The following is a 19,231-nucleotide window of genomic DNA, read 5'->3' as shown; positions in this document are numbered from 1 at the left end:
GTTCGGCCTGCCCCCTCATTCTTCTTTTCCGTTCCGCCTTCCCTGGGGCAGCCTTCTCAGGAATCTAGCGTTTTTCAAGGGTGAGGGGAATCCCCGGCGTCATGGCAAGAAAACGGGTGGCAGGCACCTTTTCCCGAAGCGCTTTTTCAAAGGCACGGGTATCGGCTGCCAGAACGGGAAAGGTACCCCAGTGCATGGCCATGACCTGGCGACATGCGAGAAGGCGGCAGGCTTCCGCCGCATCTTCTGCATCCATATTGAAGCGACCGTCCATGGGCAGCATGGCCAGATCCAGGGACTGCCGCCTGCCGATGAGGGCCATGTCACTGAAAAGGGCCGTATCCCCTGCATGGTAGAAGGTGAAGCCATCGGGAAGGGTGACCACAAATCCCGCAGGAGCACCAATCCCTGCGGAATGAAGGGCGGGGGTCATGCGAATCCGGATACCGTCCACGCTCAGACTGCCGCCGATGTTCATGCCAAAGGCTTTCTCCGCTGCAAGTCCCTGGCGCACAAGGTGGCAGATGAGGTCATAGATGGCAATGACGGCCGCACCGGTTCGTTTTGCGATGGCAAGGGCATCTCCCAGATGATCGTCATGATCATGGGTAATGAGGATGCAATCAGCATGGGTAATGCTCTTCGGGTCGATGGGGGCTGAAGGATTGCCCTTAAAAAAGGGATCGATCAGCAGTCGTTTTCCTGAAGATTCAACCTGAACACTGGCATGACCATACCAGGTGATGGTGGGCATGGGATTTTCCTTTCAGATCCTGTTTTTCTGATACGCTAAAGTAGACAAAGCAGGCGGGATAAGTCAAATGATAAGCGCATCAGGCCAAAGGACGGCACCCCGGGGCATGTCCGGAAGGTGGTGCTTATCCTTCCGTTTTCCGTTTTTCATATCCGTAGGGGAGTGTGCAGCATATGCGTCAGAACCATGAACGTTTTTATGATCTCAACGCATTTTTACGTCGGCATTTCGGAGAAAGGGTACAGAAAATCAGTGTGGATGCGGGCATGACCTGCCCCAACCGGGACGGGCTTCTCGGTACAGGAGGCTGCATCTACTGCAATCCCAAAGGATCGGGAACAGGAGCCGCCGGTACAGGCCGTTCCGTGACCGAGCAGATCCTGGAAGGCAAACGCAACATGGGCAGGCGCTACAAGGCCAGAAAATTCATTGCCTACTTTCAGAGCTACACCAATACCTATGCCCCCCTGGAACGGCTGAAGGCCCTCTGGGATGAGGCCCTGGCCGTAGAAGGCGTGGTGGGACTTTCCATCGGCACCCGGCCGGACTGCGTGAATGACGCCATCCTCGATCTTCTGGAAAGCTATGTGCGCCGGGGGATCCTCGTCTGGATCGAATACGGCTTGCAGAGTGTACACGATGACACCCTGAACCGCATCGGCAGGGGCCATGATTTTGCAGCCTTTGAGCGGGCGGTAACCCTCACCCGGAACCGGGGAATTTTCATCTGTGTGCATGTCATTCTCGGTCTGCCCGGAGAAGATCCGGAAAAAATGCGGGAAACAGCCCGAATCCTGGCCGCCATGGGCATTGACGGTGTGAAGATCCACCTGCTCTATGTGGTAAAAGGGACGGCTCTGGAAGCGCTTTATCGCAGCGGACAGTATAACTGCATGGAAGAAGAGGCCTATGTGGAGGCGGTCTGTGACTTTCTGGAGCTGCTGCCACCGGAGATGGTGATCCAGCGCCTGACCGGCGATCCCCATGTGGACGAGCTGGTGGCCCCGCTCTGGGCCATGGAAAAGGAGGGAACCCGCAAACGCATTCTGGCCCTTCTGGAAACACGGGACAGCCGTCAGGGCAGCCGTTTCAGGGGATGATGGCCTGTCTTTTGCTTTGTTTTCCGCAGACCGCTTTTTTCCGGTTTACCGGACAGAAGCCTGAAAATGCAGGATACAGCCCCTGCCTGCTCCGGAAACGAGACCAAAAGAAGGGAGATCCATGATGGGTACGCCGCTTTTATCGGAAAACGAACCCCTGTCCCTGGGGGATGTGCTGCGGGAGATGGACATTGATTTCATTGTGGCGGGTGAATACGGTATCACGGTGGATGAAGCTGCAAAATTCATTCACCACCCCCATTTTATCTTTCTGGATCTGAGAACCCGGGAAGAGCGGGATCATCTGACTTTTCCCTTTTCCCGGCACATTCCCCTGCACGAACTGCCGGATCGGGTAGAGGAGCTCCCCAGGGACAAATTCATCATCACCTTCTGTCTTTCGGGTTTCCGTGCGGCCATGGGCTACGCCTTTTTGCGCACCCGGGGGTTCGATGAGGTCAAGGCCCTGAAGGGGCGGCTGGATGAACTGGCAGGGGCCATGAAGCCTGAACGCTTTTACAGATTGCTGCCCTGAAAAGAACAGCGTCCTTCCGGATGTCAGAACCGGAAAAACGCTGCTCTCTGGATCATGCCGCCTGTTTTTCCAGGACAGCGGTTTCCGGCAGTGACGGGGAGAGGCTTGCGGGAGTTTCTGCGCTTTCCGGTTTTTTTCTTCGCATCATGAGAAAATTCCCTCCGAGAATCAGGACAACACCGCAGGCTGCGGAAAGCGTCCACTGATAGCCCTCAAAGAAGGTGGAAAAAAACAGGGCCACAATGGGAAAAAGCAGGGTGGCATAGGCCGCCCGCTCCGGGCCGATGCTGCCCACAAGGCTGAGATAGCAGCCAAAGGCAACGATGGAGCCAAAAAGCGCAAGATATCCCAAAGCTCCCAGATAGGAAAACGTGAGGGGCGGCATCAGGTTTTTTCCCAAAACAAGGGAAAGAAACAGCATGAACAGCCCCCCATAGGCCATGCCAAAGGCATTGGTCTGAAGAATGGGCAGCCCCTTTTTCTGGTTACGGGCGGAAAGAATATTCCCGATGGAAGCCAGCCAGGTACCGGCAAGGCAGAGCAGAACACCGACAAAGCCCTTGTCCGACAGGTGAAAGGCCTGAAGTTCCGGACGAAACACCAGTACAATACCGCAAAGGCCCAGGACACCGGCCCAGATCACCTGCATATCCACCCGGTTTTTAAGAAACAGGGCGGCATTCACCACATTCATCAGCACAATGGTGGAAAAGAGCACGGCGGCAAGACCGCTGGGGATGAAAAGTTCACAGCGATAAAAACACCAGTAATTGAGTGCAAAAAGAAAAAATCCCTGAACAGCCATGGCCAGATGGGCCTTTAGGGAAAATTTCAGATTGATCCGGGCAAGGACGCAGAAAGTGAGCAGCATCAGGGCCGCCAGGGTGAAACGCAGGGCCACGGAAACCATGGGATCAACGTCACCCAGCTGAAAGGTGATGGCAATCCAGGTAGAACCCCAGATCAGAACGGTAAGGGCATAAAAAAGGATGTTGCGCATGGTGAACTCCGAAAGAGAAAAATAGGAAAAAAAGACGGTTCCGGACGCTGGCCTGAGCTGTGACGGTCTTTTCAGGAGCTGTTCAGGGAGGCCGCCAGTCTGCCAAGACACTCCACCGCCCAGGCCTTTTCTTCAGCCCAGGCCGCCGCATTGAGGCGCACATAGTGACGGTAATGGTCTGTGGTGGAAAAAAGGGTACCCGGCGCAATGCTGATCTTGGCACTCAGGGCCTTCTCATAAAGCACCATGGCATCACAGGCTTCCGGCATTTCCACCCAGAGGGTAAACCCGCCCTCCGGCCTTGTGATGCGTGTACCGTCAGGAAAGTAACGGAGGATGGCTTCGGTCATGTCCACCGTTTTTTTTGCGTAAAGCTTACGGATATGACGCAGGTGATGGTCATAGCCCCCGGAATGAAGAAATTCCGCCACCGCAAGCTGGGTGGGGGTGGCCGAGGCCAGAGTGGAAATCATCTTGAGTCTTGCCGCCTTTTCCCGAAACTGGCCTGCGGCCAGCCATCCCACCCGGTATCCGGGAGCCAGAGTTTTGGAAAAAGAGCCGCAGAGCAGCACCCGCCCTTCCCTGTCCCAGGCTTTGGCCACCGAGGGCCTTGTCGTGGCAAAGGCAAGGTCTCCGTTGATGTCATCCTCCACAAGGGGAACGCCATGGCGGGCAAGAAGGGCCACAAGTGCGGCCTTCTTCGCATCCGTGAGGGTGACTCCAAGGGGGTTGTTGAAATTGGAAATCACCAGACAGGCGGCAATTTTACGGGTCTGCAACCCCCTCTCCAGGGTATGAAGGCAGAGCCCGGTTTCCGGCGAGGAGGGAATTTCAAGAATTTTTAGCGAAAGCTCCCGGAACATCTCCAGAAAATTGAAATAGATGGGAGATCCGATGGCGAGGGTATCCCCGGGACGGCACAAAGCCCGGAGAGCCAGAAAGACAGCCTCACAGGCACCGGAAGTGATGAGAATTTCTTCAGGATCCAGGTCGCAGCCTGCAAGGGTGAGCCTGCGGGCAATCTGCACCCGCAGCTTCAGACTCCCCGGCGGCATGGCGTAGGCCGTGCTTTCGGTTTTGCTTTTACGGCACTGGGCCGCCATTATGGCCGAAAGCTTTGCCGAAGGGATGCACTCCTCTGCGGGAATGGCAGCTCCGAACTGCACCATGCGGGGATCGGATACATGGTGCAGGATCTGGGAGGCAATGTGATCCGAAGGCACGGCCGCAGGGGACAGATCCGGCCCGGAAAAGGCGGGCTGGCGGGGCAGATCAAAGCCCCTTGGCCGCACATAATAACCGGACTGGGGACGGGATTCGAGAATACGCTGATCCTCCAGCAGGAGATAGGCCTGCTTGACCGTATTCAGGCTGACCCCCATGCTGCGGCTGGTCTCCCGTATGGAAGGCACCCGCTCTCCAGGCCGGTACACCCCCTTGGCCACCATGCGCACCATACGTTCATGGATTTCTTCGTAACGGTATTTTTTATCCTGCGTTTCCGTTTTCATGAACCCTACCCTATGCCTTTGGCAGAAAAAAAACAGATACAGTTTTTTTCTTTTTCAATGGGTACAGTTTTTTTCAGGGCAGGAGACAGGTCAAACCTCAAAAGGGTCAGCCCCCCAAAAAAACAGGGCAGGATGTCCTTTTAAGGATCCCGCCCTGCCGTATATTTCAGATTTGTTTTTTACCTTGACACAAGGGCCTGAGGTCAGCCGTCAAGGCCTGACATTGACCACTCCGGATAGTAGGCCGCGCTGGCCTTGGAAGATTCCCATACCCGGATACGCCTGACCCGCAACGCCCCATCATGGGAAAGGAGTTTTTCCTGAAGATTTTCGGCAATGAATCTGGCAAGCTTCTCGGAAGAAGCATTGCTCCCCGCAAAAGCGGGATGGTCGTTTAAAAAACAATGATCCAGAGAGGAAAGAATTTCCCGCAGCCAGGTCTTCAGCAGGCCAAAATCCAGGAGGACATCGGCTTCGTTCAGCGCCTCTCCCACCACAGCAGCTTCCACCTGAAAATTGTGACCATGAAGGTTCTCACATTTTTCCGTCACATTGCGCAACTGGTGGGCCGCCGCAAAATCCCCCATTACCCGAAGCTCATACATGTTAGATGCCCTTAAAAAGGTTTTTCAGCTTGTTGGTAAACTTTTCCTCATCCAGTTTGGCAAATTCCCGTAAAAGCTTTTCCTGCTTTTTGTTCACATGGGTGGGGGTCTTCACATGAACCTGGATGATCTGGTCTCCCCGCTGTCCCGTGCGCAGGGAGGGAATCCCCTCCCCTTTCAGGCGGAAGGTATCTCCATACTGGGCACCCCTGGGGATTTCCAGTTCTTTTTCACCCTTCAGGGTCTCCACCGTTATCGTATCCCCAAGGGCCGCCTGCACCATGGAAATGTCCACAAAACAGAGAACGTCATTGCCTTCTCTCTGGAAAAACTTATGGTCTTTCACATGAATGAACACATAAAGATCCCCGTTGGTTCCCCCGTTAGGCCCAGGTTCGCCCTCCCCCGTAAGGCGCAGGCGCGAGCCATTGTCCACGCCTGCGGGAATCCGTACGGAAACCGTCTTTTTGGTGGGAATACGGCCACGCCCATGGCATTTGGAACAGGGATTCCGGATAATCTTTCCCGCCCCCTTGCAATAGGGACAGGTGCTGCGTACCGTGAAAAAGCCCTGGGTCTGGGCATACTGGCCCGTTCCCCGGCAATGCGGGCAGACTTCGGGGCCGGATCCCGGCTCACAGCCATCACCGGCGCAGGCTTTGCAGTTGTCCAGCTTTTCAAATTCCAGCTCCCGCTCGGCCCCAAAGGCCGCTTCGGAAAACTCGATTTCCAGGTCATAGCGGAGATCCGATCCCCTGCGGCTGCGCTGGCCCCCGCCCCTGCGTCCCCCGAAGCCAAAAAATTCCTCGAAAATATCCCCAAAATTGGAGAAGATGTCGTCAAACCCACCTGCGCCGGAAAACCCTGTGTTTTCAAGACCCTTATGACCATACTGGTCATAAATTTTCCGTTTTTCCAGATCGGAAAGCACGGCATAGGCCTCCGAGGCCTCCTTGAAACGGTCTTCGGCTTCCTTGTCCCCCGGATTTTTGTCCGGATGATATTTCATGGCCAGTTTGCGGTAGCTCTTTTTAATGGTATCCGCATCCGCCTCCCGGCTCACCCCGAGAACCTCGTAATAATCTCGTTTTTCCGCCATCATTTACCCGCTCGTCAGGCCGGGCCAAAGGCCCAGGTATGTTTGTTTTGCATATCCCCATGGAATATGCTAGGTGCTGAATCTTCAGCTTTTCACGTATTTTTGTACAGGCCCGGGCTGCATCTGCTGTAAGGACAGACAGACAAACCATCCTTATTTTTACCGTACAGCCTTCCACACCCGATAACGATGCCCAAACTAATACGCATGGCGGTCTTGTCAATGAAAAAGAAAGAAATTCCCTTTGTCCAGAGCATGTTCGATACCATTGCCCCCCGATATGATTTTCTGAACCGGCTTTTAAGTCTGCGTCAGGATACCCTGTGGCGACGCAAAACCGTTCATGCCCTCGCCCTTCCCAGGAAAGGGCAGGTACTGGATGTGGCCTGCGGTACGGCGGATGTGGCCATGGAAGTGCTGCGCCAGCATTCCGATGCCCGGGTGACGGGCCTGGATTTTTCAGAAAAAATGCTGGAGATCGGCCGGGAAAAAATCCGCGCCGCAGGCATGGAGGCCTCCATCATGCTACAGGCCGGGAATGCCCTGGCGCTTCCCTTCGGGGAGGGGACATTTGACGCCATCACCATTGCCTTTGGCATCCGCAACATTCAGGACAGGGAAAAGGCCCTTCAGGAATTTTTCCGTTGCCTGAAACCCGGTGGCCGTCTGGCGGTTCTGGAACTGGCCACCCCGCCGGAAGGTTTCCTCCGCAGGCTCTATCTTCTGTACTTTCAGACCCTTCTCCCTTTTATCGGGGGGCTTTTTTCCAGTAATTTCGCCTATCGTTACCTGCCGGACTCGGTTCTCGCCTTTCCCCGACCCGCTGCCTTCTCACGGATTCTGGAGGAAACAGGCTTCAAAAGTGTCAGCTACAAGGCCCTGACTCTGGGGGTGGCCACCCTGTATACCGGGAAAAAAGCCTGAACCCTGAGCCCCGGAAATTCTGTTGCTTCCCTTAAAAAAACCCGAACGCCCCAGGGACAGACCTTAAAAGAGTCTAAGCCTTTGCGCCGTTCGGGTTCGTGCATCCACCCGTCCCCTTGCTGTCTTCATCGCCCCAGCACCCTGCTCCTGTCCGGCACATGTTTCAAGAAATAACATTTTTGTAGCCGATATCACAAAAACAGCGTTTTTTGCAAAAAAGGCCGCTTTATCTTTCCTGAAAAAACGGACATTCAGATCCGAATCTTTCATATAAAAACTTGTTTTTATTAAAATAAAATCATAAAAATAAACCAGAGCAAGGTTTTGGCACCGTTCATGCAATATCGCCAGAAACCAGGCAAGGCCTGGAGAAGCGACAGGCCACAAAGCCTTTTTCATGAAGGAGACCCCCATATGTGCCGTTTATTTGCCATAACCAGTGACACCCCCCTTTCTCCCATGAAGGCCCTGGAAGCCCTGGACACCATGCGGGAAGGACACGACGGTTCCGGCGTGGGACTGTTCCTCCGGGATCTCGGAGGACCCCTTGCCGCCGTTAAAGGCGCACCCATTCTTTCAGGTATTTTCACGGATGCAGGACTGAAAAAACTTGATGCCCTGATGATGGACATCGGGTTCATGACCAAATACCGCATGGGCATCCGGCTTCCCGCCACCCCGCCTGCGGGCACCCCGAAGCGGGATATCTATCTCATCCGGGCCTATGATTATCCCAGCACCTGGGAAAATCTCTCCGAGACGGAAAAACACCGCCGCCTCATGGAAACCCGCCTCCGCCTCCGGCAGATGGGCGAGGCCGAAGGCGATATGATCGTCTTTTCCTTCTGGCCCGATGTCATCATGATCAAGGAGATCGGAGATCCCCTCACCGTAGGCCGGTATCTCGATCTCGACCGCCACGGCATCACGGCCCGCATCATCCTGGCCCAGGGACGGCAGAACACCAACTATGCCATCAACCTTTACGCCTGCCATCCCTTTTTCCTGGAAGGCTTTGCCACCATGACCAACGGGGAGAACACGGCCTTCATTCCCGTAAAGGAGTTTCTCGAATCCCGGGGCTTTGAGGGCTACATGGGCTTCCAGTCAGATTCCGAGGTTTTTGTCCATATCCTGCATTATATGGAAAAATTTCTGAACCTGCCCCTGGATGCCTACAAACACATCATCACCCCCCTTCCCGATGCGGCCATGGACAAGCATCCCAATGCAAAACTGCTGCGGGTACTCAAGCAGAGCTGCCGCAAACTCATCATTGACGGGCCCAACTGCGTCATCGGCAACCTGCCGGACGGCACCCTCTTCATGGCCCAGGACAGCAAGAAGCTCCGCCCCGGCATTGTGGGCGGCAAACCCGGTATCTGGGCCTTTTCCTCGGAAGTCTGCGGCCTGGACGCGGTGATCCCGGATCGGGACAAAACCAAGGATTTTCAACCCATGCACCTCGATATGGCCATGGTGGGCCCGGATCGCAAGGAGGTTTCGGTATGTCGGCAAACGGACAGATTCTCCCGTCAAGCTTAAGCATTGCGGATCTCCCCTGGCAGATCCGCTGGGATCAGGACAAGTGCACCCTCTGCGGCAGCTGCACCGCTGTCTGCCCGGTCAACGCCATTGAAATGGGCATTTTCCGTAAACGGGAAATCACCGCAGGCCTTGGCCTTACGGAAAAACCCGCTTCTTCCCAGACCATCCGCTACGGCATCCGCCAGCGTACCAGCCCGGCCTATGCCTGTGTGGGCTGCGCCATGTGTTCCATGGTCTGTCCCAATGATGCCATCCTCCCCGAACGCAATGAAGGCGGAGACAAGCTGCGCTTTCACATCAACCAGGGAGGCCAGCCGAGAAGCCGGGGCGGTCGGCGCAACGATCCCGCAGGGCTTCTCGATCAGATCAAATTCATCCGCATCTCCATGCTCACAGACCCGGCGCTGGATGCCGGTCGCCACACCTTTGAGCTGAACACCCTGCTGGGCCGGGTGCTGGAACCGCAGCAGGCGCTGAAACACCAGAGAGAACATGGATGGATGCCGCCCGTACGGGAAATCTACCCTCTGGTCATCGGCGGCATGAGCTTCGGTGCCCTGTCACCGCCCATGTGGGAGGGACTTCAGATGGGGGTGGCCTACCTCAACGAGGAGCTGGGCATGCCTGTCCGCATGTGTACGGGCGAAGGCGGCTGTCCGCCCCGGCTGCTCCGCTCCCGCTTTCTCAAATATGTGATCCTTCAGATCGCCTCCGGCTACTTCGGCTGGGATGAGATCATCCATGCCATTCCGGAAATGAAGGAGGATCCCTGCGCCATCGAGATCAAGTACGGCCAGGGCGCCAAGCCCGGTGACGGGGGGCTGCTCATGTGGCACAAGGTGAACAAGCTCATCGCCGCCATCCGGGGGGTTCCCGAACGGGTGAGCCTGCCCAGCCCGCCCACCCATCAGACCCAGTATTCCATCGAGGAATCCGTGGCCAAGATGATCCAGAGCATGAGCATGGCCTGGGGCTTCCGGGTACCGGTCTATCCCAAGATCTCCGCCACCTCGACGAGCCTTGCCGTACTGAACAACCTCACCCGCAACCCCTATGCGGCGGGTCTTGCCATCGACGGGGAAGACGGCGGCACCGGAGCCGCCTACAACGTGTCCATGAACCACATGGGCCATCCCATCGCCTCCAATGTCCGGGACTGCTATCTCAACCTGGTGAAGGTGGGCAAACAGAACGAAATCCCCCTCTTTGCCGGAGGTGGTGTGGGCAAGAACGGCAACCTTGCCGCCAATGCGGCGGCCCTCATCATGCTGGGTGCTTCCGGTGTCCAGACGGGCAAATACATCATGCAGGCCGCCGCAGGCTGCCTCGGATCCGAACAGGATCGCTGCAACATCTGCAACATCGGTCTCTGTCCCAAGGGCATTGCCTCCCAGGATCCGAGAATCTACCGCAGGCTGGATGCGGAAAAGGTAGCCGAACGGGTGGTGGATCTGTATCTGGCCTTTGACATGGAACTGCGCAAGATCCTGGCACCCCTGGGCCGCTCCACCTCCCTGCCCATCGGCATGTCCGACGCCCTGGGTATCAACGACTTCCATGCTGCCGAACGCCTCGGCATCCGGTATGTGGTGTAGGAGAAAACCATGCAGAAACCCAAAACGCTCATCATAGAAGGCAAGGATGCCGACGGCATCCGTATCGAATCCCGGCTGCTGGAAGAGCATGTCCAGGAAGCCGTTGAGGCGGGTATCCGCAGGCTCGACATCCGGGCCGCAGGCCAGCACGGCATCGGCGGCAGGCTCTGGAAAGCAAAGGAAACCGTCCACATCCGGGTAAAGGGCACACCGGGCCAGCGCCTGGGCAGCCTCGGCTATCCCAACACAGAGATTGAGGTCATGGGACCGGCCTCCGAGGATACGGGCTGGCTCAATGCCGGAGCCAGCATTCTCATCCACGGGAACGCGGGCAACGGCACCTGCAACGGCATGGCCCAGGGCAAGGTCTGGGTGGCGGGTTCCGTAGGTTCCCGCAGCATGACCATGACCAAACGCAACCCCCGCTTTGCCCCGCCGGAACTCTGGGTGCTGGGTTCCGCAGGCGATTTTTTCGGGGAATTCATGGCAGGCGGCAGGGCCGTGATCTGCGGATGGCAGCCCCAGAATGCGGGCAACATTCTCGGCCACAGACCCCTTGTGGGCATGGTGGGCGGTCAGGTCTTTTTCCGGGGCCCCATGGCGGGCTTCAGTCAGGCCGACGCCCGCATGGCGGTGATTGAGGACGAAGACTGGCTCTGGCTTAAAAAGGGCCTTTCCGATTTTCTCCTGAAGATCCAGAAACCCGAACTCTACGACAAGCTGGCCATACGGGAAGACTGGCAGTGCCTCACGGCCCGCTCTCCCATGGAAAAACGGGAGCTTTCCCGCCGCTCCATGGCGGATTTCAGATCCGGCATCTGGGACAGCGAGCTGGGCAAAGGGGGGCTGATCGGCGATCTCACCGATCTCGACATGAGCCCCATTCCCCTGATCACCACCGGTATACTGCGCCGCTTTGTTCCGGTCTGGGAAAACCGGAAATTCAAGGCTCCCTGCGAAGGCACCTGCCCCACGGGCATTCCCGTGCAGCAGCGCTGGCAGCTCATCCGGGAAGGCCGCATGGACGAGGCGGTGAACATGGCCCTGAGCTACACCCCCTTTCCCGCCACGGTCTGCGGCTATCTCTGTCCCAATCCCTGCATGGGAGCCTGCACACGGGGCAGCGCCCTCATGGCGCCTGTGGATGTCCGGCCCCTGGGCAGGGCCTCCATTGCCGCAAGCCTGCCCGTTTTTCCGCCCCTTTCCGGGAAAAAGATCGCCGTCATCGGTGGGGGGCCTGCGGGTATTTCCGTGGCCTGGCAGCTTCGGGTCAAAGGGCACGATGTGGTGGTGCTGGATCAGAGCAAGGAGCTGGGTGGCAAAATGCGCTCCGTGATTCCCGAGTCCCGCATTCCCAAAGAGGTGCTGGCCAAGGAACTGAAACGGGCCGCATCGGTGCTGCCCCATATCCACATCAAGCAGGATCTCACCCGCAAGGATGTGGAACGGCTCCGGGCGGATCATGATTATGTGATTCTTGCAACGGGCGCGTCCAGACCGAGGCTTCTTCCTGTGGACGGCGGGGAGCGCCAGATCTCCTCCCTGGAGTTTCTGGAAAAGGCCAAGGCCAACAGCATCCGTCCCGGAAAAACCGTGGTGATTATCGGTGCGGGCAATGTGGGCTGTGACGTGGCCACGGAAGCCAAAAGACTGGGAGCGGAAAGCATTACCCTCATCGACATCCAGAAGCCTGCCGCCTTTGGTGTGGAACGGGAAGAGGCGGAAAAGGCCGGTGCCGTATTCCGCTGGCCCTGCTTCACACGGGCCTTCACCCAGAAAGGCGTGCTGCTGGAAGACGGGGAACTGATTCCTGCGGACACCATTGTGGCCGCCATCGGCGATGTTCCGGTACTGGATTTTCTGCCGGAGAGTGTGGTGGTGGAAAAGGGGCGGGTGACGGTCAATGAATATGGTCAGACCACGGATCCGAGGATTTTTGCCATCGGCGACATGGTGGGCCAGGGACTGATTACCGATGCCATCGGTGCAGGCCGCAAGGCGGCCCAGGCCATCTGCGACATGACCGAAGGCCGGCTTCCGGAAATGGATTCCCGGGAAATCCTCAAACTGGAGAGGGTGCATCTGGAGTACTTCGATCCCCGCATCGGGCCCAAGGAAGATCTGGGCGGCTGCGGCTCCCAGTGTGCCTCCTGCGGCAACTGCCGGGACTGCGGCATCTGTGTGGCGGTCTGCCCCAGAGGTGCCATCTCCAGAAAAGAGGAGGGAAAGGGCGCCTTTTCCTATATCGTGAACGCTGACACCTGCATTGGCTGCGGATTCTGTGCCGGTGCCTGCCCCTGTGGCGTCTGGGATCTGCATCCCAATACCCCCATGGGATAACCAGGCAGAAAGTCCAAAAAAAATACCTGCTCACGCAAAGCCCCGGGTCTCATGCCAGCTCCTGCGCAAACCCGAAACGCCTGAACCGTTTTTGCCCCGGTCTTTGCGTGACAGGTAAAATTATTTTCAAGACACCAGAATTCCATACTTTACACAGATATTTTTTGGTGCTAACCATGTTAGGTTTTTCTTTATGGCATGATCCTTTCTGCCCAAAAATACTTTTTCTGTGAACAATGGCGCCTTTTTCCTTCAGGGAAACAGTGCGCCGTTTCCACGCAAGGGGGTTCCATGAAAGCACTGCTGGCCCTGGAAGATGGCCGCGTCTTTGCCTGTAAAAGCTTTACAGGTGCGGGCGAGATCGGCGGCGAAGTGGTATTCAATACCAGTATGACCGGATACCAGGAAGTTCTCACAGACCCTTCCTACAGAGGACAGATGGTTACCATGACCTGCCCGCTCATGGGCAATTATGGCGTGAACCCCGAAGACGTGGAGTCCGACCGCATTCAGGTATCGGCCCTCATTGTCAAGGAGTACCAGGATTTTTACAGCAACCACCGCGCCACGTCCTCTCTGGCGGCCTACCTGAAATCCCAGGGCGTAATGGGCATTGAAGGGCTGGATACCCGTGCCCTGACCCGGCATCTGCGGGAAAAAGGCGCCATGCGGGCCGTCCTCTCCACAAAGGAAAGTGACGCCAGTCTTCTCGTGGAAAAGGCCCGTGCCCTGCCTTCCATGGCCGGCCAGGATCTTGCCAGGGAAGTTTCCACCCAGATGCCCTATTTCTGGCGGGACGGGCGGCGCATCTCCATCCCTCCCGGAAAAAATCTGGATACCGCTCTCTGGAAAAACAACAAGGCCCATACCGTGGTGGCCTTTGATTTTGGGGTAAAATACAATATTCTCCGTTCTCTGGACACCGCAGGCTTTGAGGTGCTGGTACTGCCCGCAGACACTTCCGCCGCCACGGTGAAAGCCCTGAATCCCGACGGCATCTTTCTTTCCAACGGCCCCGGAGACCCTGAACCCGTCACCTATGCCGTCTCCACCATCCGGGAACTGCTGGGCTTTAAACCCATCTTCGGCATCTGCCTCGGCAACCAGCTTCTGGGGCTGGCCATGGGCGGCAAAACCTTCAAGCTCAAATTCGGCCACAGGGGCGGCAACCAGCCCGTACGCAACGAAGCCACAGGCCGTATTGAAATCACCAGCCAGAACCATGGCTTTGCCGTGGATCTCACCACCCTGGATCCTTCTCTGGTCACGATCACCCATGTGAATCTCAATGATGGTACCCTGGAAGGCTTCCGCCACAACCATCTTCCCGTTTTCACGGTGCAGTACCATCCCGAAGCCTCCCCCGGTCCCCATGATGCCCACTATCTCTTCAGGGATTTTTTTGAGATGGTTACGGAATGGAAACAACGGTAAAACAATCAACTGAAGGGGTCTGCCCCCTTTTATGAAAACGGAGAAGACTTCCATGCCCAGAAGGACGGATATCCATAAAATCATGATCATCGGCGCAGGCCCCATCATCATCAGCCAGGCCTGCGAATTTGACTACTCCGGCACCCAGGCCTGCAAGGCCCTGCGGGAAGAAGGCTACGAGGTGGTGCTGGTGAACTCCAACCCCGCCACCATCATGACAGATCCGGACACAGCGGATCGCACCTATATCGAGCCTGTAACCCCCGATGCCGTGGCCCGCATCATCGAAAAGGAAAGACCGGATGCCATCCTGCCCACCCTGGGCGGACAGACCGGACTCAACACCGCCTTAAGCCTTGCCCGCATGGGCGTTCTCGAAAAATACAAGGTAGAGATGATCGGTGCCTCCATAGAGGCCATTGAAAAGGCCGAAGACCGGGAACGTTTCCGGGATGCCATGAACAAAATCGGCCTGCGTATCCCCCGAAGCGGCTTTGCCCACACCCTGGACGAGGTGCGCCGCATCGGAGAGGAAATCGGCTTTCCCATCATCGTGCGTCCGAGCTTCACCCTGGGCGGTACGGGCGGGGGCGTGGCCTACCACATGGAAGAGCTGGAAAAGATCGCCAAGGCGGGGCTGGATGCCAGCCACATCACCCAGGTCATGCTCGAGGAATCCGTTCTCGGATGGAAGGAATACGAGCTGGAGGTGGTGCGGGACAGGGCCGACAACGTGGTCATCATCTGCTCCATTGAAAACATCGACCCCATGGGCGTGCACACGGGGGACTCCATCACCGTGGCGCCGGCCCAGACCCTGTCCGACCGGGAATACCAGGTCATGCGGGATGCGGCCATTGCCATCATCCGGGAAATCGGCGTGGACACGGGTGGCTCCAACGTGCAGTTTGCCGTGAACCCGGAAAACGGGGACATGATCATCGTGGAGATGAACCCCAGGGTGTCCCGCAGCTCGGCCCTGGCCTCCAAGGCAACGGGCTATCCCATTGCCAAAATCGCGGCCAAGCTGGCCGTGGGCTACACCCTGGATGAGCTGAAAAACGACATCACCGGCGAAACCCTCGCCGCCTTTGAACCCAGCCTGGACTACTGTGTGGTCAAAATTCCCCGCTGGACCTTTGAGAAATTCCCGGAAAGCCCGGACGTGCTCTCAACGGCGATGAAGAGCGTCGGGGAAACCATGTCCATCGGCCGCACCTTCAAGGAAGCGTTGCAGAAAGCCCTGAGAAGCCTTGAGATCGGCCGTTTCGGCCTCGGTGCCGATGGCCGGGACATGGAAGACCTTGAAGGCAGAAATCCCAGTCAGGCCGAACTTTATCACAAGCTCTCCACCCCCAACTCCCGTCGCCTTTTCTTCATCCGGGAAGCCTTCCGTCAGAAAATGAGTGTGGAGGCCATCCATGAACTGACCGCCATTGATCCCTGGTTTCTTCATCAGATCCGTCAGCTGGTTTCCTTTGAAGGAGAAATCCGCAGCGCAGGTTCCGCCATGGACAGGGCACTGCTCCTTCAGGCCAAGGAAATGGGCTTTTCCGACGTACAGATCGCCTGGCTGACGGGCGTGAAGGAAAAGGAGATCTCAGAAAAACGCAAAGCCCTGGGCCTTGCACCGGTATACAAACTGGTGGACACCTGTGCCGCAGAATTCCGGGCCGCCACACCCTATTATTATTCTACCTGGGAGACGGAATGCGAAGCCCGGATTTCAGAGAAAAAAAAGGTCATGATCCTGGGCGGAGGCCCCAACCGCATCGGGCAGGGCATTGAGTTCGACTACTGCTGCGTCCATGCGGCCTTTGCCCTGCGGGAGCTGGGAGTGGAATCCATCATGGTGAACTCCAACCCGGAGACCGTCTCCACGGACTACGACACCTCGGACAAGCTCTATTTTGAGCCCCTCACCCGGGAAGACGTACTGCACATCATTGCCAAGGAAAAACCCGACGGGGTTATCGTGCAGTTCGGCGGTCAGACCCCCCTCAACCTTTCCGCAGCCCTCCATGCCGAAGGCGTGCCCATCCTCGGCACCCAGCCGGAAAGCATCGACCGGGCCGAAGACCGGGAACTTTTCCAGGCCATGCTGCACAAGCTCGGTCTGCGGCAGCCGCCCAACGGCACGGCCACGTCTCCTGAAGCCGCCCTGAAAGTGGCCCATACCATCGGCTATCCCGTTGTGGTGCGGCCCTCCTATGTACTGGGCGGCAGGGCCATGAAAATCGTATATGATGATGAGGCCCTGCTCTCCTTTGCCCGCATGGCCATGGAGGCCTCCCCCGGCCATCCCGTACTCATCGACAAATTTGTCTCCGACGCGGTGGAGCTGGATGTGGATGCCCTCTGCGATGGTGACATGACCGTTATCGGCGGCATCATGGAGCATATCGAAGAAGCGGGTGTGCATTCCGGAGACTCGGCCTGCGTGCTGCCTCCCTACAGCATCAGCGCCGCCATGATCGAAGAGGTGACCCTCGCCACCAAGGCCATGGCGAAAGAGCTGAAGGTGGTGGGACTCATGAACGTGCAGTATGCCATTCAGGGAGAGGATCTCTATGTTCTGGAGGTAAACCCCAGGGCTTCGCGCACCATTCCCTTTGTGAGCAAGGCCACGGGTGTCCCCCTGGCCAAGCTCGCCACACGGGTGATGCTGGGAGAAAAACTGAGCGATATCGGCTTTACGAAAGAGGTGATTCCCGTCCATTATTCCGTCAAGGAAGTGGTGCTGCCCTTTGACCGCTTCCCCGAGGTGGACACCCTGCTCGGCCCTGAAATGAAATCCACGGGTGAGGTCATGGGGATGGACAGGGATCTCGGCATGGCCTTTGCCAAGGCCATGTTCGGTGTGGGGCAGAAAATTCCCTCTTCGGGCTGTGTCTTCATCAGTGTGAAGGATGCGGACAAGCCTGCGGCTTTAAAGCTTGCCAAAGAATTTGCCTCTTTAGGCTTCTCCATCACCGCCACCCGTGGAACCTCCGCCTGGTTCAAGGAAAATGGCGTGGAAAACCGCATGATCAAAAAGGTTTCCATCGGCAGACCCCATGTGGTGGACGCCATCAAGAACGGAGAAATTCAGCTCATTGTGAACACGGCCAGCAACGACACCCGTATTCAGGAGGACGGCTACCAGATCCGCAGAGCGGCCCTCCAGTTCAAGGTGCCCTATACCACCACCATGGCAGGCGCACGCTCCATCCGCCATGCCGTAACGGTCTTGCAGCAGGGAGCGCCGGATGTCCGCGCCCTGCAGGATTATCATCAATAAGGAAAAATGCCATGACCTGCCATCGCCCAAAGGAAGCCTGCGGCATCTTCGGTGTCCATCAGCATCCGGACGCCGCCCAGCTCTGTTATTTCGGACTCTATGCCCTGCAGCACAGGGGCCAGGAAAGCGGCGGCATCGCCGTCAGCCGGGACAAGACCATCCTCTGCCACAAGGGTATGGGGCTGGTTCCGGATATCTTCAAAAAACAGGACATCCTCTCTTTGGGCGGTGGCACGGGCATCGGCCATGTACGCTACTCCACCACCGGCGGCTCCAACATTCTTAATGCCCAGCCCTTTGTGGTGCAGCACAAGGGCAGACACTATGCCCTGGCCCACAACGGCAACCTCGTCAACGCCCATATCCTGAAGCGGGAACTGGAGGATGAAGGCTCCATCTTCCAGACCACCATGGATTCGGAAATCGCCATCCATCTTTTCATCAAAAACCTGAAAAATGCCACCCTGGAAGAGGCCCTGTGCCGTACGGCCTTACGACTGGAAGGGGCCTACGCCTTTGTGGCCGCCACCAGCCACGGGGAGCTGATCGGCATGAAAGACCCCAACGGCTTCAGGCCCTTATGTCTCGGAAAACTCAACGACCGCTATGTGCTGGCTTCGGAAACCTGCGCTCTGGATCTTGTGCAGGCGGAGTTCATCCGGGAGCTGGATCCCGGCGAGATTGTCATCATCCATGAGGACGGCATCCGCTCCTTCAATCCCCACCCCGCACCCAAAAGGCATTTCTGCATTTTCGAGTACATTTATTTCGCCCGGCCGGACTCCACCATCTTTGAAAAGAATGTGTACGAAACCCGCAAGGCCCACGGCAGGGCTTTGGCCCTGGAAGCGCCGGTCAAGGCCGATCTTGTCATGCCCTTTCCCGATTCCGGCATGTATGCGGCCATCGGCTATGCCGAAGCCTCGGGCATTCCCTTTGAAATGGGCATGATCCGCAACCACTATGTGGGCCGCACCTTTATCCAGCCCACCCAGGAGATGCGGGATTTCGGGGTGCGGGTGAAGCTCAACCCCGTCAAAGAAGTGCTCCGGGGAAAGGACATCATTATCATTGAAGATTCCATCATCCGGGGCACCACGGCCAAAACCCGCGTAAAGGCCCTGCGGGAGCTGGGGGTGAGGAAGGTGCACATGCGCATCAGCTGCCCGCCCCACCGCTTCCCCTGCGTCTATGGCATCGATTTTTCCAGCAAGGGAGAATTGATCGCTGCCAGCAAAACCGTGGAGGAGCTGCGGGATTATCTGGGGCTGGATTCCCTGCATTATCTTTCCATCGAGGGCCTTGTAAAGGCCACGGGCATTGAGAAGCAGGGGGAGGGATTCTGCATGGCCTGCTTTGACGGGAAGTACCCTGTGAATTTTGATGCCAGTCTTACCAAGGGGTGTCTGGAGGGGTAAAAAGGCGTTTTGGGGCGGTAAAAAGAGACCCCAGGCGGTGTCAGCTCCATGGGCCTGATAGGCGGAGCGCGTGAGCGCGACGTCTGTC

15 protein-coding genes are annotated in these 19,231 nt (G+C 57.2%); 9 read left to right on the top strand and 6 right to left on the bottom strand.

Annotation, left to right across the window (positions count from 1 at the left end; genetic code table 11):
- Nucleotides 1-64: 64 nt before the first annotated feature.
- Nucleotides 65-754, bottom strand: a complete 690-nt coding sequence (locus tag BR04_RS06400; protein WP_496355173.1) for a metal-dependent hydrolase — start codon at nucleotides 752-754, stop codon at nucleotides 65-67.
- A gap of 173 nt (nucleotides 755-927) precedes the next feature.
- Here BR04_RS06400 and mnmL point away from each other — a divergent pair, with 173 nt between their 5' ends.
- Nucleotides 928-1,854, top strand: coding sequence for a tRNA modification radical SAM protein MnmL/YtqA (gene mnmL / locus BR04_RS06395; RefSeq protein WP_496355172.1), 927 nt, complete (start codon nucleotides 928-930; stop codon nucleotides 1,852-1,854).
- A gap of 124 nt (nucleotides 1,855-1,978) precedes the next feature.
- Nucleotides 1,979-2,389 carry a rhodanese-like domain-containing protein gene (locus BR04_RS06390; RefSeq protein ID WP_496355171.1) on the top strand — a complete coding sequence of 137 codons (411 nt, stop codon included), beginning with the start codon at nucleotides 1,979-1,981 and terminating at the stop codon, nucleotides 2,387-2,389.
- A gap of 52 nt (nucleotides 2,390-2,441) precedes the next feature.
- Here the strand turns inward: BR04_RS06390 and BR04_RS06385 are convergent, their stop codons facing one another.
- From BR04_RS06385 to dnaJ, 4 genes are all read right to left on the bottom strand, one after another.
- On the bottom strand, nucleotides 2,442-3,389 hold the full coding sequence (locus tag BR04_RS06385) for a DMT family transporter (protein ID WP_496355170.1): 948 nt from the start codon (nucleotides 3,387-3,389) through the stop codon (nucleotides 2,442-2,444).
- 71 nt (nucleotides 3,390-3,460) lie between these two features.
- The gene (locus tag BR04_RS06380) at nucleotides 3,461-4,900 is read right to left on the bottom strand and encodes an aminotransferase-like domain-containing protein (RefSeq protein WP_496355169.1); all 1,440 of its coding nucleotides are present in this window, start codon (nucleotides 4,898-4,900) and stop codon (nucleotides 3,461-3,463) included.
- 203 nt (nucleotides 4,901-5,103) lie between these two features.
- Nucleotides 5,104-5,505: a 6-carboxytetrahydropterin synthase QueD gene (gene queD / locus BR04_RS06375; protein ID WP_496355168.1), complete on the bottom strand. Its 402-nt coding sequence runs from the start codon at nucleotides 5,503-5,505 to the stop codon at nucleotides 5,104-5,106.
- Nucleotide 5,506: 1 nt separating this feature from the next.
- Nucleotides 5,507-6,604: a molecular chaperone DnaJ gene (dnaJ, locus tag BR04_RS06370; RefSeq protein ID WP_496355167.1), complete on the bottom strand. Its 1,098-nt coding sequence runs from the start codon at nucleotides 6,602-6,604 to the stop codon at nucleotides 5,507-5,509.
- A 222-nt stretch (nucleotides 6,605-6,826) separates the two neighbouring features.
- On the opposite strand from dnaJ, the gene ubiE reads away from it, so the two are divergent.
- A complete protein-coding gene (gene ubiE, locus BR04_RS06365; protein ID WP_496355166.1) occupies nucleotides 6,827-7,528 on the top strand; it encodes a bifunctional demethylmenaquinone methyltransferase/2-methoxy-6-polyprenyl-1,4-benzoquinol methylase UbiE in 702 nt (233 codons plus the stop codon).
- Between the two features lie 63 nt (nucleotides 7,529-7,591).
- Here ubiE and BR04_RS06360 read toward each other — a convergent pair whose 3' ends face one another.
- Complete coding sequence (locus tag BR04_RS06360; protein ID WP_496355165.1) at nucleotides 7,592-7,927, bottom strand: hypothetical protein; 336 nt, start codon at nucleotides 7,925-7,927, stop codon at nucleotides 7,592-7,594.
- Nucleotides 7,928-7,942: 15 nt separating this feature from the next.
- Here BR04_RS06360 and BR04_RS06355 point away from each other — a divergent pair, with 15 nt between their 5' ends.
- From BR04_RS06355 to purF, 6 genes are all read left to right on the top strand, one after another.
- On the top strand, nucleotides 7,943-9,073 hold the full coding sequence (locus BR04_RS06355) for a class II glutamine amidotransferase domain-containing protein (protein ID WP_496355164.1): 1,131 nt from the start codon (nucleotides 7,943-7,945) through the stop codon (nucleotides 9,071-9,073).
- Nucleotides 9,037-10,671, top strand: coding sequence for a glutamate synthase-related protein (locus BR04_RS06350; protein WP_496355163.1), 1,635 nt, complete (start codon nucleotides 9,037-9,039; stop codon nucleotides 10,669-10,671). Before BR04_RS06355 ends, BR04_RS06350 begins: the two co-directional genes overlap by 37 nt.
- 9 nt (nucleotides 10,672-10,680) lie before the next feature.
- Nucleotides 10,681-13,011 (top strand): FAD-dependent oxidoreductase, encoded by a 2,331-nt coding sequence (locus BR04_RS06345; RefSeq protein ID WP_496355162.1) that lies wholly within the window; start codon nucleotides 10,681-10,683, stop codon nucleotides 13,009-13,011.
- Between the two features lie 291 nt (nucleotides 13,012-13,302).
- Complete coding sequence (gene carA, locus BR04_RS06340; RefSeq protein ID WP_496355161.1) at nucleotides 13,303-14,445, top strand: glutamine-hydrolyzing carbamoyl-phosphate synthase small subunit; 1,143 nt, start codon at nucleotides 13,303-13,305, stop codon at nucleotides 14,443-14,445.
- Between the two features lie 52 nt (nucleotides 14,446-14,497).
- Nucleotides 14,498-17,725 carry a carbamoyl-phosphate synthase large subunit gene (gene carB, locus BR04_RS06335; RefSeq protein ID WP_496355160.1) on the top strand — a complete coding sequence of 1,076 codons (3,228 nt, stop codon included), beginning with the start codon at nucleotides 14,498-14,500 and terminating at the stop codon, nucleotides 17,723-17,725.
- Nucleotides 17,726-17,736: 11 nt separating this feature from the next.
- Entirely contained in the window at nucleotides 17,737-19,143 is a 1,407-nt protein-coding gene (gene purF, locus BR04_RS06330) for an amidophosphoribosyltransferase (protein WP_496355159.1), read from the top strand.
- Nucleotides 19,144-19,231: the final 88 nt, after the last annotated feature.

Source organism: Desulfobotulus sapovorans DSM 2055 (genome assembly GCF_059569355.1).
This window is presented reverse-complemented; position numbering and strand designations above follow the sequence as displayed.

Excerpts from the sequence above, each read along its gene's own strand:
- BR04_RS06400 (WP_496355173.1), bottom strand. The coding sequence starts at position 754 with ATGCCCACCATCACCTGGTATGGTCATGCCAGTGTTCAGGTTGAATCT.
- mnmL (WP_496355172.1), top strand. The coding sequence starts at position 928 with ATGCGTCAGAACCATGAACGTTTTTATGATCTCAACGCATTTTTACGT.
- BR04_RS06390 (WP_496355171.1), top strand. The coding sequence starts at position 1,979 with ATGGGTACGCCGCTTTTATCGGAAAACGAACCCCTGTCCCTGGGGGAT.
- BR04_RS06385 (WP_496355170.1), bottom strand. The coding sequence starts at position 3,389 with ATGCGCAACATCCTTTTTTATGCCCTTACCGTTCTGATCTGGGGTTCT.
- BR04_RS06380 (WP_496355169.1), bottom strand. The coding sequence starts at position 4,900 with ATGAAAACGGAAACGCAGGATAAAAAATACCGTTACGAAGAAATCCAT.
- queD (WP_496355168.1), bottom strand. The coding sequence starts at position 5,505 with ATGTATGAGCTTCGGGTAATGGGGGATTTTGCGGCGGCCCACCAGTTG.
- dnaJ (WP_496355167.1), bottom strand. The coding sequence starts at position 6,604 with ATGGCGGAAAAACGAGATTATTACGAGGTTCTCGGGGTGAGCCGGGAG.
- ubiE (WP_496355166.1), top strand. The coding sequence starts at position 6,827 with ATGAAAAAGAAAGAAATTCCCTTTGTCCAGAGCATGTTCGATACCATT.
- BR04_RS06360 (WP_496355165.1), bottom strand. The coding sequence starts at position 7,927 with ATGAAAAAGGCTTTGTGGCCTGTCGCTTCTCCAGGCCTTGCCTGGTTT.
- BR04_RS06355 (WP_496355164.1), top strand. The coding sequence starts at position 7,943 with ATGTGCCGTTTATTTGCCATAACCAGTGACACCCCCCTTTCTCCCATG.
- BR04_RS06350 (WP_496355163.1), top strand. The coding sequence starts at position 9,037 with ATGTCGGCAAACGGACAGATTCTCCCGTCAAGCTTAAGCATTGCGGAT.
- BR04_RS06345 (WP_496355162.1), top strand. The coding sequence starts at position 10,681 with ATGCAGAAACCCAAAACGCTCATCATAGAAGGCAAGGATGCCGACGGC.
- carA (WP_496355161.1), top strand. The coding sequence starts at position 13,303 with ATGAAAGCACTGCTGGCCCTGGAAGATGGCCGCGTCTTTGCCTGTAAA.
- carB (WP_496355160.1), top strand. The coding sequence starts at position 14,498 with ATGCCCAGAAGGACGGATATCCATAAAATCATGATCATCGGCGCAGGC.
- purF (WP_496355159.1), top strand. The coding sequence starts at position 17,737 with ATGACCTGCCATCGCCCAAAGGAAGCCTGCGGCATCTTCGGTGTCCAT.